This window comes from Pseudomonas sp. PSE1(2024) (genome assembly GCF_050990555.1).
Lineage (GTDB): Bacteria > Pseudomonadota > Gammaproteobacteria > Pseudomonadales > Pseudomonadaceae > Aquipseudomonas > Aquipseudomonas aphyarum.
In genome coordinates, this window is sequence record NZ_CP158967.1 from 6,063,449 (window position 1) to 6,077,748 (window position 14,300).

11 protein-coding genes are annotated in these 14,300 nt (G+C 62.7%); 4 read left to right on the forward strand and 7 right to left on the reverse strand.

Translation table 11 applies throughout. The features are described 5' to 3' along the window. The first annotated feature begins 221 nt into the window (after positions 1-221). Entirely contained in the window at positions 222-2,063 is a 1,842-nt protein-coding gene (gene ilvD, locus ABTV87_RS27660; RefSeq protein ID WP_007953430.1) for a dihydroxy-acid dehydratase, read from the forward strand. 201 nt (positions 2,064-2,264) lie between these two features. Here ilvD and ABTV87_RS27665 read toward each other — a convergent pair whose 3' ends face one another. Further along, on the reverse strand, positions 2,265-3,326 hold the full coding sequence (locus tag ABTV87_RS27665) for a haloacid dehalogenase-like hydrolase (RefSeq protein WP_433898657.1): 1,062 nt from the start codon (positions 3,324-3,326) through the stop codon (positions 2,265-2,267). A 240-nt stretch (positions 3,327-3,566) separates the two neighbouring features. On the opposite strand from ABTV87_RS27665, the gene ABTV87_RS27670 reads away from it, so the two are divergent. Further along, a complete protein-coding gene (locus ABTV87_RS27670) occupies positions 3,567-4,958 on the forward strand; it encodes an L-cystine transporter (protein ID WP_433898658.1) in 1,392 nt (463 codons plus the stop codon). A gap of 122 nt (positions 4,959-5,080) precedes the next feature. On the opposite strand, the gene ABTV87_RS27675 is transcribed toward ABTV87_RS27670, so the two are convergent. Continuing rightward, a complete protein-coding gene (locus ABTV87_RS27675; protein WP_433898659.1) occupies positions 5,081-5,593 on the reverse strand; it encodes a dihydrofolate reductase in 513 nt (170 codons plus the stop codon). 85 nt (positions 5,594-5,678) lie between these two features. Here ABTV87_RS27675 and ABTV87_RS27680 point away from each other — a divergent pair, with 85 nt between their 5' ends. Together ABTV87_RS27680 and ABTV87_RS27685 are read left to right on the forward strand one after the other, a co-directional pair. Then, entirely contained in the window at positions 5,679-7,052 is a 1,374-nt protein-coding gene (locus ABTV87_RS27680) for a DUF2868 domain-containing protein (RefSeq protein ID WP_221535574.1), read from the forward strand. Then, on the forward strand, positions 7,045-8,430 hold the full coding sequence (locus ABTV87_RS27685) for a GTPase/DUF3482 domain-containing protein (RefSeq protein ID WP_433898660.1): 1,386 nt from the start codon (positions 7,045-7,047) through the stop codon (positions 8,428-8,430). The genes ABTV87_RS27680 and ABTV87_RS27685 overlap by 8 nt, the downstream gene beginning before the upstream one ends. Positions 8,431-8,440: 10 nt before the next feature. Here the strand turns inward: ABTV87_RS27685 and ABTV87_RS27690 are convergent, their stop codons facing one another. The 5 genes from ABTV87_RS27690 to ABTV87_RS27710 form a co-directional block, all read right to left on the reverse strand. Then, on the reverse strand, positions 8,441-9,001 hold the full coding sequence (locus ABTV87_RS27690; protein ID WP_433898661.1) for a phosphonate degradation HD-domain oxygenase: 561 nt from the start codon (positions 8,999-9,001) through the stop codon (positions 8,441-8,443). Continuing rightward, on the reverse strand, positions 9,001-10,134 hold the full coding sequence (locus tag ABTV87_RS27695; protein ID WP_433898662.1) for a TIGR03364 family FAD-dependent oxidoreductase: 1,134 nt from the start codon (positions 10,132-10,134) through the stop codon (positions 9,001-9,003). Before ABTV87_RS27695 ends, ABTV87_RS27690 begins: the two co-directional genes overlap by 1 nt. Before the next feature lie 167 nt (positions 10,135-10,301). Then, positions 10,302-11,327 carry a putative 2-aminoethylphosphonate ABC transporter substrate-binding protein gene (locus ABTV87_RS27700; RefSeq protein WP_064600170.1) on the reverse strand — a complete coding sequence of 342 codons (1,026 nt, stop codon included), beginning with the start codon at positions 11,325-11,327 and terminating at the stop codon, positions 10,302-10,304. A gap of 35 nt (positions 11,328-11,362) precedes the next feature. Further along, positions 11,363-13,087, reverse strand: coding sequence for a putative 2-aminoethylphosphonate ABC transporter permease subunit (locus tag ABTV87_RS27705; RefSeq protein ID WP_433898663.1), 1,725 nt, complete (start codon positions 13,085-13,087; stop codon positions 11,363-11,365). Further along, positions 13,087-14,163, reverse strand: coding sequence for a putative 2-aminoethylphosphonate ABC transporter ATP-binding protein (locus ABTV87_RS27710; RefSeq protein WP_007953451.1), 1,077 nt, complete (start codon positions 14,161-14,163; stop codon positions 13,087-13,089). The genes ABTV87_RS27705 and ABTV87_RS27710 overlap by 1 nt, the downstream gene beginning before the upstream one ends. Positions 14,164-14,300: the final 137 nt, after the last annotated feature.

A 14,300-nucleotide genomic window follows, 5' to 3' on the forward strand; every position in this document is an offset into this window, starting at 1 on the left:
ACTGGAACAACGCTTTGCGCCATTCCCTCCTGACGCCAGCGGTGTAGAATCGCGAGATTCATCGCCATTCATCCCCGGCGGGTTTATGAGCTCAGGCTGAGACCAGCGGCGATCCCGCAACGTCATCGGCAACATCAGGACACACGGCCATTTCTGAGTGTTCCAGACGTCAATAGAAGCTCACTCCCCTTTGATACCTGATTAGCCGCCCGGAGTGCTCCATGCCAGATTACCGCTCGAAAACATCCACCCACGGCCGCAACATGGCCGGCGCCCGCGCACTGTGGCGCGCCACCGGGATGAAAGATGACGACTTCAAGAAGCCGATCATCGCCATTGCCAACTCCTTCACCCAGTTCGTACCGGGTCACGTTCACCTGAAGGACCTGGGTCAACTGGTTGCCCGTGAGATCGAACGCGCTGGCGGCGTTGCAAAAGAATTCAACACCATCGCCGTGGACGACGGCATCGCCATGGGCCACGACGGCATGCTCTACTCGCTGCCGAGCCGCGAAATCATCGCCGACTCCGTCGAGTACATGGTCAACGCCCACTGCGCCGACGCCATCGTCTGCATCTCGAACTGCGACAAGATCACCCCGGGCATGCTGATGGCCGCCCTGCGCCTGAACATTCCGGTGATCTTCGTTTCCGGCGGCCCGATGGAAGCCGGCAAAACCAAACTGGCCAGCCACGGTCTCGACCTCGTCGACGCCATGGTCATCGCCGCCGACTCCAGCGCTTCTGACGAGAAGGTTGCCGAGTACGAGCGCAGCGCCTGCCCGACCTGCGGTTCGTGCTCCGGCATGTTCACCGCCAACTCGATGAACTGCCTGACCGAAGCCCTGGGCCTCGCACTGCCGGGCAACGGTTCGACCCTGGCCACCCACAGCGACCGCGAACAGCTGTTCCTGCAGGCCGGCCGCACCATCGTCGAGCTGTGCAAACGCTATTACGGCGAGAACGACGAGTCGGTTCTGCCGCGCAACATCGCCAACTTCAAGGCGTTCGAGAACGCGATGATGCTCGACATCGCCATGGGCGGTTCGACCAACACCATCCTGCACCTGCTGGCCGCTGCCCAGGAAGCCGAGATTGCGTTCGATCTGCGCGACATCGATCGCCTGTCGCGCGTCGTGCCGCAGCTGTGCAAGGTTGCGCCGAACATCCAGAAGTACCACATGGAAGACGTGCACCGCGCCGGCGGCATCTTCAGCATCCTCGGTTCGCTGGCCCGTGGCGGCCTGCTGCACACCGACCTGCCGACCGTGCACAGCCGCAGCATGGAAGAAGCCATCGCCAAGTGGGACATCACCCAGACCGACGATGAAGCCGTGCACCACTTCTTCAAGGCAGGCCCGGCCGGCATTCCGACGCAGACCGCGTTCAGCCAGTCGACCCGCTGGGAAACCCTGGACGACGACCGTGAAAACGGCTGCATCCGCAGCTTCGAGCACGCCTATTCGAAAGAAGGCGGCCTGGCCGTGCTGTACGGCAACATCGCCCTGGACGGCTGCGTGGTGAAAACCGCCGGCGTCGACGAGTCGATCCACGTGTTCGAAGGCAACGCGAAGATCTTCGAAAGCCAGGACAGCGCCGTACGCGGCATCCTCGCCGACGAAGTGAAGGAAGGCGACATCGTCATCATTCGCTACGAAGGTCCGAAAGGCGGCCCGGGCATGCAGGAAATGCTCTACCCGACCTCGTACCTGAAATCCAAAGGTCTGGGCAAAGCCTGCGCCCTGCTGACCGACGGCCGTTTCTCCGGCGGTACTTCCGGCCTGTCCATCGGCCACGCTTCGCCAGAGGCTGCGGCCGGCGGCGCGATCGGTCTGGTGCAGGACGGCGACAAGGTGCTGATCGACATTCCGAACCGCTCGATCAACCTGTTGATCAGCGACGAAGAACTGGCGGCACGCCGGGTCGAGCAGGACAAGAAAGGCTGGAAACCGGTCGAACAGCGTCCACGCAAAGTGACCACCGCCCTCAAGGCCTACGCCCTGCTGGCGACCAGCGCCGACAAGGGTGCTGTGCGTAACAAGGCGATGCTCGACGGGCTGTAAGCGTCAAATCGCAGAAACAAAAATGCCCCGCCAAGTGCGGGGCATTTTTTTGCCTTCAGGTTTTGATCGTTCCCACGCTCCCGCGTGGGAATGCCTCAAGGGACGCTCTGCGTCCAGTGACGCGGAGCGTCACGGGCTGCATTCCCACGCGGAGCGTGGGAACGATCATCGCGCTCTGCTCGAGAGCGATCACCGTAGCAATTACTGGATTTCTTCCGGCTTCACGATCACCCAGTTCTTGTCCGCCGTCACCGGCAAACCTTCTTTCGCCTGGGCTGCCGCGTGCTTGGCCATCATGCCCTGGATCTGGGTCATGTATTTGTCCTTGCGGTTGACCCACAGGTGAATGCCGCCCTTGGCCACGTCCACATCGTGGAACAGCATGTAACCGTCGCTGGTCGGCGTGTCGCCACCCACCAGTACCGGTTTTTTCCACTCGTCGATGTAAGTCAGGATCGCCGCGTGCTTGCCGGCCATCCAGGTCGCCGGGGTCCACAGGTAAGGGGTCAGTTCGAGGCCGAGGTTGGCCTTCTCGTCATATTTGCCGGCGGTGATCTGCTTGCGCGCAGTGGTCAGTTCGCCGGTCTCGCGGTTCTTCAGCAACGTGGTCACGCCGATCACGTTCTGCGGTTTGACGTTGTAGCCGTACTTCGGATCGGCCGCGACCATGCGCACCAGTTCTTCGGAAGCGGCGGTCATCACATAGACCTCGATGCCGTTCTCCATCAGTTTGTTGTACAGCTCTTTCTGGCCAGTGAAGATCTTCGGCGGGTTCACATCCAGGTTCTTGACCACCTCACCTTCGTAATAGGTCGCCGGCACCGGTTTGCCCGAGGCCATCAGCTCATCGACGTAGCCCTTGAGTTCCTTGAGGGTGAAGCCGGAAAACACCTGCGCGACCCATGGATAGCAGACCATGTCGTCGACTTCGCAGAGGCGGTAGTAGTAGCTGAACAGGCTTTCCTTGTGGTCGGCGGTGTCCTTGAACGGCATCAGTTTCAGGGAGGGGTCAAGCTTGTCGCGGGTGATCAGGCCCTTGTTTTCCATGAACGGCAACAACGACTCTTCGAGGTCGTAGCGGTAACTGGTGTTGTCCATGTCGAACACCGCGTAGTTACCCTTGTTGGCGTTGGCGGCGATCATAGCGTCCAGTGCCTTGGCCTGATCCGCCGGCCAGTGTTTCAGGTCGGTGGCGAATGCCTGAGTGGCCAGGCCCATCCCCACAGTCAGTGCGACAGCCAGAAATTTCGGTGCAAACTTCATTGGCGCTTCTCCCTGGGTCAAAGAAATCGACGCTAACAAATAAATGTGACAGTCCCCGTCTGTCAGCGACCGTCCACGTCCGTTTCGCGCCAGTTGCATCTCCGAGAGCGACACCCGCTTATTCCAAAAACGACGGACTACCTTTGATTTCGGTATTAAATCATTGGAAATCAAACTGTTAGGCTTGCCGGTTCGCAACAGCCCCGGAAGGTTGTTGGCACAGTCTTTTCTGGAGTCCTCATGAATCTGCCCCTGATTCTCAACTTGCTGGTGTTCCTCGCCCTGCTCTTCGGCCTGGCGCAAACCCGTCACACCTCGTGGAGCCTGGCGAAAAAAGTCCTGCTCGCGCTGGTGCTGGGCGTTGTATTCGGCGTCGCGCTGCACACGATTTACGGTGCCGGCAACCCGGTGCTGAAAGCCTCGATCGGCTGGTTCGATCTGGTCGGCAACGGTTACGTGCAACTGCTGCAAATGATCGTGATCCCGCTGGTGTTCGCCTCGATCCTCAGCGCCGTGGCCCGTCTGCACAACGCATCGTCGCTGGGCAAGATCAGCTTCCTGACCATCGGCACGCTGCTGTTCACCACCGCGATTGCGGCGCTGATCGGCATCGGCCTGACCAACCTGTTCGGCCTGACCGCCGAAGGCCTGGTCGCCGGCACTCAGGAAATGGCCCGTCTGCAAACCATTCAGACCGACTACGCCGGCAAGGTCGCCGACCTGAATGTGCCGCAACTGCTGCTGTCGTTCATCCCGCAGAACCCGTTCGCCGACCTGGCGCGGGCCAAGCCGACCTCGATCATCAGCGTGGTGATCTTCGCCGCGTTCCTGGGGGTTGCCGCGCTGCAACTGCTCAAGGATGACGTCGAGAAAGGTCAGAAAGTGATCAACGCCATCGACACCCTGCAAGCCTGGGTGATGCGTCTGGTGCGTCTGGTGATGAAGCTGACCCCGTACGGCGTGCTGGCGCTGATGACCAAAGTGGTCGCCGGTTCCAACCTGCAGGACATCATCAAGCTCGGCAGTTTCGTGGTCGTGTCGTACCTCGGTCTGGGCCTGATGTTCGTGGTGCATGGCTTGCTGGTGTCGGCGGCCGGGATCAACCCGCTGCGCTTCTTCCGCAAGATCTGGCCGGTGCTGACCTTCGCGTTCACCAGCCGCTCCAGCGCCGCGAGCATCCCGCTGAGCATCGAAGCGCAGACCCGTCGTCTGGGCATTCCGCAATCGGTGGCAAGCTTCGCCGCTTCGTTCGGCGCGACCATCGGCCAGAACGGTTGCGCCGGTCTGTACCCGGCAATGCTGGCGGTAATGGTTGCGCCAACCGTGGGCATCAACCCGCTGGATCCGCTGTGGATCGCGACGCTGGTAGCGATCGTAACCCTGAGTTCGGCCGGTGTGGCGGGCGTGGGTGGCGGTGCGACCTTCGCGGCACTGATCGTGCTGCCGGCCATGGGTTTGCCGGTTTCGCTGGTGGCGTTGCTGATTTCGGTCGAGCCGCTGATCGACATGGGTCGCACGGCGCTGAACGTGAGCGGTTCGATCACCGCTGGCGCGATTACCAGCCAGGCGATGCAGCAGACCGACAAGGCACTGCTGGATGCCGATGAGCATGCGGAGCTTGCTCAGGCGTAAGTCTTGATACTGATCGTTCCCACGCTCCTGCGTGGGAATGCCTCTAGGGACGCTCCGCGTCCAGTGACGCAGAGCGTCACGGGCTGCATTCCCACGCAGAGCGTGGGAACGATCACATTGAGTTAAACCCGCTCCCAGACTTCGAAGTTGTAAGCCGGTTTGTCGCCTTCAGCCGGATTCGGCACGTTCGACACCAGCTTCCACTGGTTCAGATCGAACTCCGGAAACCACGCATCCCCTTCCGGGCTCAGTGCCACACGGGTCAGATACAAACGATCCGCCTGCGCCAGCCCCTGCGCATACAACTGCGCCCCGCCAATCAGCATCAACTCGTCGACGCCCTGCTCCTTCGCCCACTCTTCGGCGCGAACCACGGCGGCTTCCAGCGACGGATAGACTTCCGCGCCTTCCAGCACCAGACCGGTCTGGCGGCTGACCACGATGTTCAAACGACCCGGCAACGGACGGCCCAGCGAATCCCAGGTCTTGCGGCCCATGATGATCGGCTTGCCGAGCGTCGTGGCCTTGAAGTATTTGAAGTCCCCCGGCAGGTGCCAGGGCATGCTGTTGTCGACGCCGATCACGCGGTTTTCACCGAGGGCTGCGATCAGGCTGAGGGGGAGTGATTTAGTCATGCCGGCGAGGATACCAGAGCCGCCCTTACCCCGATAAGCGCCACAGCGGTTATGCTCACGGCTCAATCAAGCAACGGGATGCCGCGTGACTGAACTGACTTCACTGCAAAACCTCTGGCTCACCGAAACCGTGCGCCTGCGCGAAGAACACGCAGGCCCGCTGGACGATCTGGAAGCCAATCGCCTGGCCCGCGCGGCCGGCGGCGACCTGCCGGGACGCATTCAACGCCGCGCCCTGTGGCTGGCCGAGCGCGACGGCCTGACCTCGGCGCTCAAGCACTGGCTGCAAGGCGCGCGTCTGGCGCTGGTGCTGCTGGCGATCTTCGCGGTACTGAGCGGCGCCGGCCTGGCCTTCGCTGCACTGGGCCAGACGCCGGTCAATGTGTTCTGGGCCTTGGGCAGTCTGCTCGGGCTGAACCTGATTCTGCTGTTGAGCTGGGTGCTGGGGCTGATCTTCGCTGGCGAACATGGCGCCACCCTCGGGCGCTTGTGGCTATGGCTCAGTGAAAAACTCGCCCGCGATGCCAAAGCTGCACAACTGGCGCCGGCCTTGCTGTTGATGCTGCAACGCAAAAAGCTCAATCGCTGGGCGCTCGGCACGCTGGTCAATGGCTTGTGGTTGCTGGCGATGTTCAGCGCGCTGGTTTTGCTGCTAACCCTGATGGCGACCCGGCGCTACGGCTTCGTCTGGGAAACCACGATTCTCAGCGCCGACACGTTCATCACCATGACCCAGGCCCTCGGCGCATTGCCGGCGCTACTGGGCTTCAACGTGCCGACCGTGGACATGATCCGCGCCAGCGGCGACACCGCGCTGAACATCGAAAGCGCCCGTCAGGCGTGGGCAACCTGGCTGGTCGGCGTGCTGGTGGTGTACGGCGTGTTGCCGCGCCTGCTGTTGGCGCTGTTCTGCTTCTGGCGCTGGAACAGCGGCAAAGCTGCGCTGCGTCTTGACCTGAACCTGCCCGGCTACGCACAACTGCGCGAACGCCTGATGCCGACCAGCGAACGCCTCGGCATCACCGATCCAGAACCTGCGCAATTGCACCGCGTCGAAAGCACCGTCGGCGAACACGCCAGCGATGGCGCGTTGCTCGTGGCAATCGAACTCGACGATCAACACTCATGGCCGCCGACACTGCCGAAAAACGTCAGCAACGCCGGCATCCTCGATAGTCGCGAATCGCGCAACAAACTGCTCGAACAACTCAGCCGCTTCCCGCCGGCGCGCCTCGCGATTGCCTGCGACCCACGGCGTTCACCGGATCGCGGCAGCCTGGCGCTGATCGCCGAGCTGGCGCGCAACGCCGCCGCGACCCGCGTCTGGCTGTTGCAGGCGCCGCAAGGACAGGCGCTGGACGCCGAACGCCTCGGTGACTGGCATGTGGCGCTGCAACAGCTTGAGCTGCCGTTTGCCGATTGCGCCCCGTTGAGCTGGCTGGAGCACGGACATGACTGATGCCTGGAAAGCGCCGCTGAAACTGGCGGTGGTCGGCCACACCAACGTCGGCAAGACTTCGCTGTTGCGCACCCTGACCCGCGACGTCGGCTTCGGCGAAGTCTCCCATCGCCCGAGCACCACGCGGCATGTCGAAGGCGCGCGGTTGTCGGTGGATGGCGAACCGTTGCTCGACCTCTATGACACGCCCGGCCTGGAAGACGCCATCGCCCTGCTGGATTTCCTCGAACGACTGGAACGTCCCGGCGAACGCCTCGACGGCCCGGCACGGCTGGCGCGGTTTCTCGACGGCAGCGAAGCGCGCCAGCGTTTCGAACAGGAAGCCAAAGTGTTGCGGCAGCTGCTCGAGTCCGATGCCGGCCTGTACGTAATCGACGCCCGCGAACCGGTGCTGGCCAAGTACCGCGATGAGCTGGAAGTGCTGGCCAGTTGTGGCAAGCCGTTGCTGCCGGTGCTGAATTTCGTCAGCAGCGCCAACCACCGCGAGCCGGACTGGCGCGAAGCGCTGGCGCGTCTGGGCCTGCATGCGCTGGTGCGTTTCGACAGCGTCGCCCCGCCGGAAGATGGCGAGCGGCGGCTGTATGAAAGCCTCGCACTGTTGCTGGAAAACGCCCGCCCACAACTTGAACGGCTGATCGCCGATCAACAGGCGCAACGCCTCGCCCGCGAGCAAAGCGCTGCACGCTTGATCGCCGAACTGTTGATCGACTGCGCCGCGTGCCGACGCAGTGTGGCGAGCAACGCTGAACAGGAACAACAGGCCATCAGTGAACTGCGCAAGGCCGTGCGCCAACGCGAACAACGCTGCGTCGAAGCGCTGCTCAAGCTTTACGCCTTCCGCCCGCAGGACGCCGCCGCCAGCGATCTGCCGCTGCTCGACGGGCGTTGGGGCGATGACCTGTTCAACCCGGAAACCCTCAAGCAACTCGGCGTGCGAGTCGGTGGCGGGATTGCCGCCGGTGCCGCAGCCGGTGCGGGTGTGGATCTGCTGGTGGGCGGCATCACCCTCGGCGCCGCCGCTCTGGCTGGGGCCATTGCCGGCGGCGCCCTGCAAACCGCCCGCAGCTATGGCAACCGTCTGCTCGGCAAGATCAAAGGGCAACGAGAGCTGACCGTCGACGACAACGTGTTGCGCCTGTTGGCACTGCGTCAGCGGCAACTGCTGCAAGCGCTGAATGCCCGAGGCCATGCGGCGATGGATGCCGTTCAGGTGGCGACGCCGCAGGACAAGACCTGGCGCGAAGGCAAGTTGCCGGAGGCACTGAACAAGGCGCGGGCGCATCCGCAATGGTCTTCGCTGAATCCGCATCCGAAGCTGAATCAGGCGGAGCGGCAGGAGCAGATTGAGTTGTTGGTCGGGAAGGTGCTAGAGCTTTAGATCCGCGCCCTTACCCGGTCGACAACAAAACTTCAGCCTTGCGCTTGAGAACGGCAAGATCCATCACCGGCACCGCCATCTCCTTCGCCAGTTCATCCCACTGGCGCATCCGCAGGCTGACGGCGCACAACGGATCCTGCTCGAACGCATCCGCTTCAGCCTCCGTCATCACCCCGCCCTGATATTCCAGGGTGCGGCGGCTGGCTTCGCTCAAGCGCTCGTAATAGCCGGTTTCCCTGAGCGTCAGATAACGCTTGGCCTGTACGTGATATTCCACCAGTCGTGCCATGCGCTCGCTGAATCCGGCCTCACGCAAATAGTCTGCGCCGAGGCGTTCGTGGCTGACCACGCCGTAACCGCCCATGTTTTCCGCGCCTTCGGCACACAAGTGGCCGATGTCGTGGAAGAACGCGGCAAGCACCACTTCGTCGTCGAAGCCTTCGGCGATGGCCAGTTGCGCCGCCTGGGACATGTGTTCGATCTGCGACACCGGTTCGCCGATGTAGTCGCTGGCGCCGAAGCGCTCATAGAGGCCGAACACCCGGTCGATGACTTGCTCCTGTCTCAACATCAATTCTCTCCAATAAGCTGTGCAACATTGCGCTCGGCCATGGCCGGGCCGACGCTCATGCCGACGCCGCTGTGCATCAGCGCCACACTCAGCCCCGGCGCCGGACGCAGAAACGAAAACGGCCCCGGTCCACGGGAACCATAGACACCCTGCCATCGCTCGACCACCTGCACCTTGCAGCCGAGGGTCTGTTCGGCCAGTTCGAGCATCCAGTTGTCGACCTGCTCGGCGTTGAACGGTGAAGGATCGCTGCCGTAATGGTGCGAGTCGCCGATGATCAGTTCGCCATACGGCGTCGGGCTGATCAGCAGGTGAATGCCGTTTTCCTGCAAGTGCGGTTGTTCGCGCAGGATTTGCGCCTGCACTGCGGCCGCTTCCGGCAGATCGGCGAAGGCGCCGTAATGCACACAGCTGAGGCCGGTGAGCAAGGCGTGTTGCAAGTTCAGGTCGATCTGCGGCCGGGCACGGAGCATTTGCAGGCGGCAGATTTGCGGGTCGAGGGCGGCAATCGGCTCGGCCAGCAAGGTCTGATAATCGTGGCCGGAGCAGACGATGATCTGCTGAGCGGAGAATGTGCCGACAGTACTTTGCAGACGTCCAGGCTCGACGTCGCGCACCAGCGTCGAGAAGTGAAACTCGACGTCGAGTTCGCGACGCAGGTATTCGATCAGCGCCGGAATCGCCTCCCGGGAATACAGCTGCTGATCGTCCATGCCGTGCAGCGCGGCGCGGTGATGGCTGAACTGACCACCGTACAAATCGCGTAATTCGGCACCGCGCAGCAGCTCGACGCGGTAGTCATGCTCAACGGCGCGCCCGGTGCAGAAGGCTTCGAGCAAGTGCTCTTCGGCCTCGGTGCGGGCGAACAGGTACGAGCCGTTGCGCTTGAGTTGCAGGCCGGCGAGCTGCGCCCACTGGCCCCAGATGTCGCGGCTGGCCTTGGCCAGTTCGAGCATCGGGCCCGGTGGCTGGCCGGTGACCAGTGCCTGGCCGAAGTTGCGTACTGACGCGCCAAGTGGCGTGGCGGTGCGTTCGAAAACCGTGACCTTGAGACCGCGCCGGGCAGCGGCATAGGCGTGGGACAGGCCCAGGATGCCGGCGCCGACGATCAGCAAGTCTTTGTGTTGTGTCATGTAGCTACCTCAATGATCGTTCCCACGTTGATCGTTCCCACGCTCTGCGTGGGAATGAATACCGTGACGCTCTGCGTCACAGAGGACGCGGAGCGTCCTTGGCTGCATTCCCACGCGGAGCGTGGGAACGATCAATGCTCCGTCAGGGAACGATCGGGTAAGAAGATTTACTTGGCAGCGACTTTCTCGGACTTGCCGTCATAGCGCTTGCGCCATTCGGTCAGGATTTCGTCGCGGTTCTTCGAGGCCCAGGCAAAGTCGTTCTTGATCAGGCGCTGCTCGTAATCGGCCGGCAGTTCGGTCTGCGGTTTGGCGATGCCCGGTTGCGCGAGGACGGCGAAGTTTTCCTTGTACAGATCCATCGCCGGGGCGCTGGCGGAGAAGTCGGCCAGTTTCTTCGCGGCCTCTTCGTGCGGCGTGCCTTTGATCACGGCAGTCGCCTCGATCTCCCAGCCCAGGCCTTCCTTCGGCAGGATGATGTCCAGCGGCGCACCTTGGCGCTTCAGCTGAACGGCCGGGTATTCGAAGGAAATGCCGATCGGGAATTCGCCCGCTGCCGCCAGTTTGCAAGGCTTGGAGCCGGAGTGAACGTACTGGCCGATGTTCTGGTGCAGGCCGTCCATGTAGGCCCAGCCCTGTTTCTCGCCGAAGGTTTGCAGCCAGGCGCTGACGTCGAGGAAACCGGTGCCGGACGAGGCCGGGTTCGGCATCACGATCTTGCCTTTGTACTCAGGCTTGGTAAGGTCCTGCCAGCTCACCGGTTTGGTCAGGCCCTGCTTCTCGGCCTCGACGGTGTTGAAGCAAATCGTCGCGGCCCAGACGTCCATGCCGACCCAGGCTGGCGGGTTGGCGGCGTCGCGGTAGTTCGCGCCGATCTTGCCCAGATCCTTCGGCGCATAGCTTTGCAGCATGCCTTGCTGATCGAGAATCGCCAGGCTCGACGCCGCCAGGCCCCAGACCGCGTCGGCCTGCGGACGATCCTTTTCGGCCAGCAGTTTGGCGGTGATGATCCCGGTGGAGTCGCGCACCCACTTGATCTCGACGTCCGGGTTGGCCTTTTCGAAGGCCTCTTTGTAGGACTTCAACTGCTCGGCTTCGAGGGCGGTGTACACCGTCAACTCGGTTTTTGCCGCGAAGGCATTCAGGCTGAAAGTAGCGAGCACAGCAGCGGCCAGGGCCATAGGCTTGAACATGATCGTTTTCCTGTCTTGAGTTGAGGTTGGGAAAATCAGTGGCCGGGCGCCGTTTGCCGCCAGGCCTGGGAACGGCGCAGCAAGCCGCGCGAAGCCCACGCCAGCAGCAAGGACACGCCCGCCGAGGTGAACAGAATCAGGGTCGACATCGCCGCCGCGCCGCCGACGTTGCCGGCGTCATCCATGTTCAGCACCGCCACCGCCGCGAGGATGGTGTCGGGGCTGTAGAGGAAGATCGCGGCGGACACGGTGGTCATGGCCGAGACAAACAGGTAGCGCACGATGTCCAGCAGCGCCGGCAGGCAGATCGGCACGGTGACCCGCAGGTAATGCCGGTACAGCGGCGCCTTGAGCGACAGCGCGGCAGCTTCGAACTCGGCATCGAGCTGACGCAGCGCGGTGGTGGCGGTCATTTGCGCAGTGGTCAAATAGTGAGCAATGGTGCAGACGATCAGCAGGGTCATGGTCCCGTACAGCACGTGCAGCGGGTTGCCGGTGAGGTTGAAGAAGAAGACGTAACCCAGACCGAGCACCAGCCCCGGCACCGCCATCGGTACGAAACTGAGCATGCGCAGTGTCAGATTCAGCCCGCGCTGGTTGCGGGTCTTTTCCATCAGGTAGGCGCCGGTAAAGATCAACACGCTGCCGATCAACGCCGTGCCCAGCGCCATCTTCAAACTGTTGCCGTAGGCCAGCCAACCACCACCGGCAGTCTCGTTGAACTGATAGTGGTTGAGCGACAGCGACAGGTTGTACGGCCAGAACTTCACCAGCGACGAGAACACCGCCATGCCGAACACCAGCAGCAACGCGGCGCTGATCAGCAGCACAACACTGAGATAAAAAGCATCGCGCTTCTTCGACGGTGCCGGTTTGAACACCTGGGCGCGGCCGCTCATGGAGTCGCCGTGACGGCGGCGCAGCCAGGCATCGACGCCGAAGCTGAACAGTGCCGGCAGCAACAGAACCATGCCGATCAATGCGCCGCGACCGAATTGCTGCTGGCCGACCACGGCTTTGTAGGCTTCCAGCGCCAGCACCTGATAGTCGCCACCGACCACCACCGGCACACCGAAATCGGTGATCGTCAGGGTGAACACCAGACAGAACGCGGCGAACACGGCCTGACGGGTCGCCGGCCAGGTGATGCTGCGGAAGGCTTTCGCCGGACTGGCGCCCATGCTCGACGCAGCGTCGAACAATCGCGCATCCGCCAGCGACAGGGCTGACAGCAAAATCATCAAGGCGTGTGGGAAGGTGTAGATCACCTCACCCAGAACAATCCCCCAGAAACCGTAGATGTTGTCCGACAGCAGCCCGCGCAACATCCCCTGATTGCCGAACAGATAGACCAGCGCGATCCCCGGCAGCATCGACGGCGCCATCAGTGGCAGCAACGAAATCCCGCGCCAGATGCCTTTGCCGGGAATCAACGTGCGCTGCAAGGCGTAGGCAAACAGGTAGGCCAGCGGTACGACGATCGTCGCGACGCTGAGGGAAACCTTCAGGCTGTTGCCGAGCAACCAGTGGAAATTGTCGCTGCTCACCAGCTCCTTGGCGGCGAGCCAGCCACCACCCTGCCCGGCTTCGCTGCTGAAGCCGCGCCAGAAGATCGCCAGCAATGGCAACAGCACGGCCACACCGAGCAGCACCAGCAGCAGGAGTTTGCCGCCGAGGACGAAGATCCGGTCGCCGACCTCGGCCCCGGACACCTGCCGCGCCTGCTTTTGCGGTAGCGGCAGTGCGAGGTTGCTGTTCATCAGGCAAACACCTGCAGGCTGCGTGGCGGCAAGGCGACCATGATCTGCTGGGCGCCGAGGCGTGGCATGGCTTCCGGCGCCAGTTCAGCGAGCAAGGCGTGACCGGGCAATTGATCGAGTTCGAAGCTCATACGGCAGCGGTTGCCGAGGAAAGTGATCTCGCGGACCTTGGCCGGGAACAGGTTTTCTTCATGCACCAGCGGATTGACGTTGATCGCTTCCGGGCGGCAGAACAGTCGGCCAGACGGGCTGTGGACGCTGCCATCGGCCAGGCGCAGGTTCATCCCACCGACCTTGGCGTGGCTGTCGCTGCTGCGCTGGAACGGCAGCCAGTTGCCCTGGCCGACAAACTCGGCCACGAACGGCGTGGCCGGGCGGTTGTAGATTTCCTGCGGGGTGGCGTACTGCTCGACCTTGCCGTTGTTCATCACGGCGATGCGGTCGGCCATCAGCATGGCTTCGTCCTGATTGTGAGTGACCATCAGAGTGGTGATGCCGAGGTTGCGTTGCAGTTGGCGCAGCTCGGTGCACAGATGCTCGCGCACCCGGGCGTCGAGGGCCGACATCGGTTCGTCCAGCAGCAACAGCGAAGGCGCAGGGGCCAGGGCCCGGGCCAGTGCCACCCGTTGCTGCTGGCCGCCGGACAACTGGCCCGGGTACTTTTTCTCACTGCCGGTGAGGCCGACCAGTTCCAGCATCTGACCGACACGACGGCGCACTTCATCGCGACCGCTGCCGGCGAGGCCGTAGGCAATGTTCGCTTCGACGGTCAGATTGGGAAACAGCGCGTAGGACTGGAACAAGATGCCGTAGTCCCGAGCCTGCGGGGCGAGGTGGGAAACGTCGCGCTCGCCGAGATACAACTCGCCGCTGTCCTGCTTTTCCAGACCGGCGATGCAACGCAGCAGCGTGGTCTTGCCACAGCCCGACGGGCCGAGCAGGCACACCAGCTCACCGGCCGCGACATCGAGGGAGACGTTATCCAGCGCCGTGAAAGCGCCGAAGCGCTTCTGCACGCCGCGCACTTTCATCGGTGCGCCGGGGTTGGTCAGGGCAGTTGCGATTGCAGGGTTCATGGACAGGCCTCATCAAGCAGATGAGACGAATCCTAGAGTTGTAATGCGTCGGTCATATGGCAACAAGGCAAAATCGACCGATAGTGGTATTCAGGGATTTGGGTTCCCCGCGGATCGCGGATCGTTCCCACGCTCTG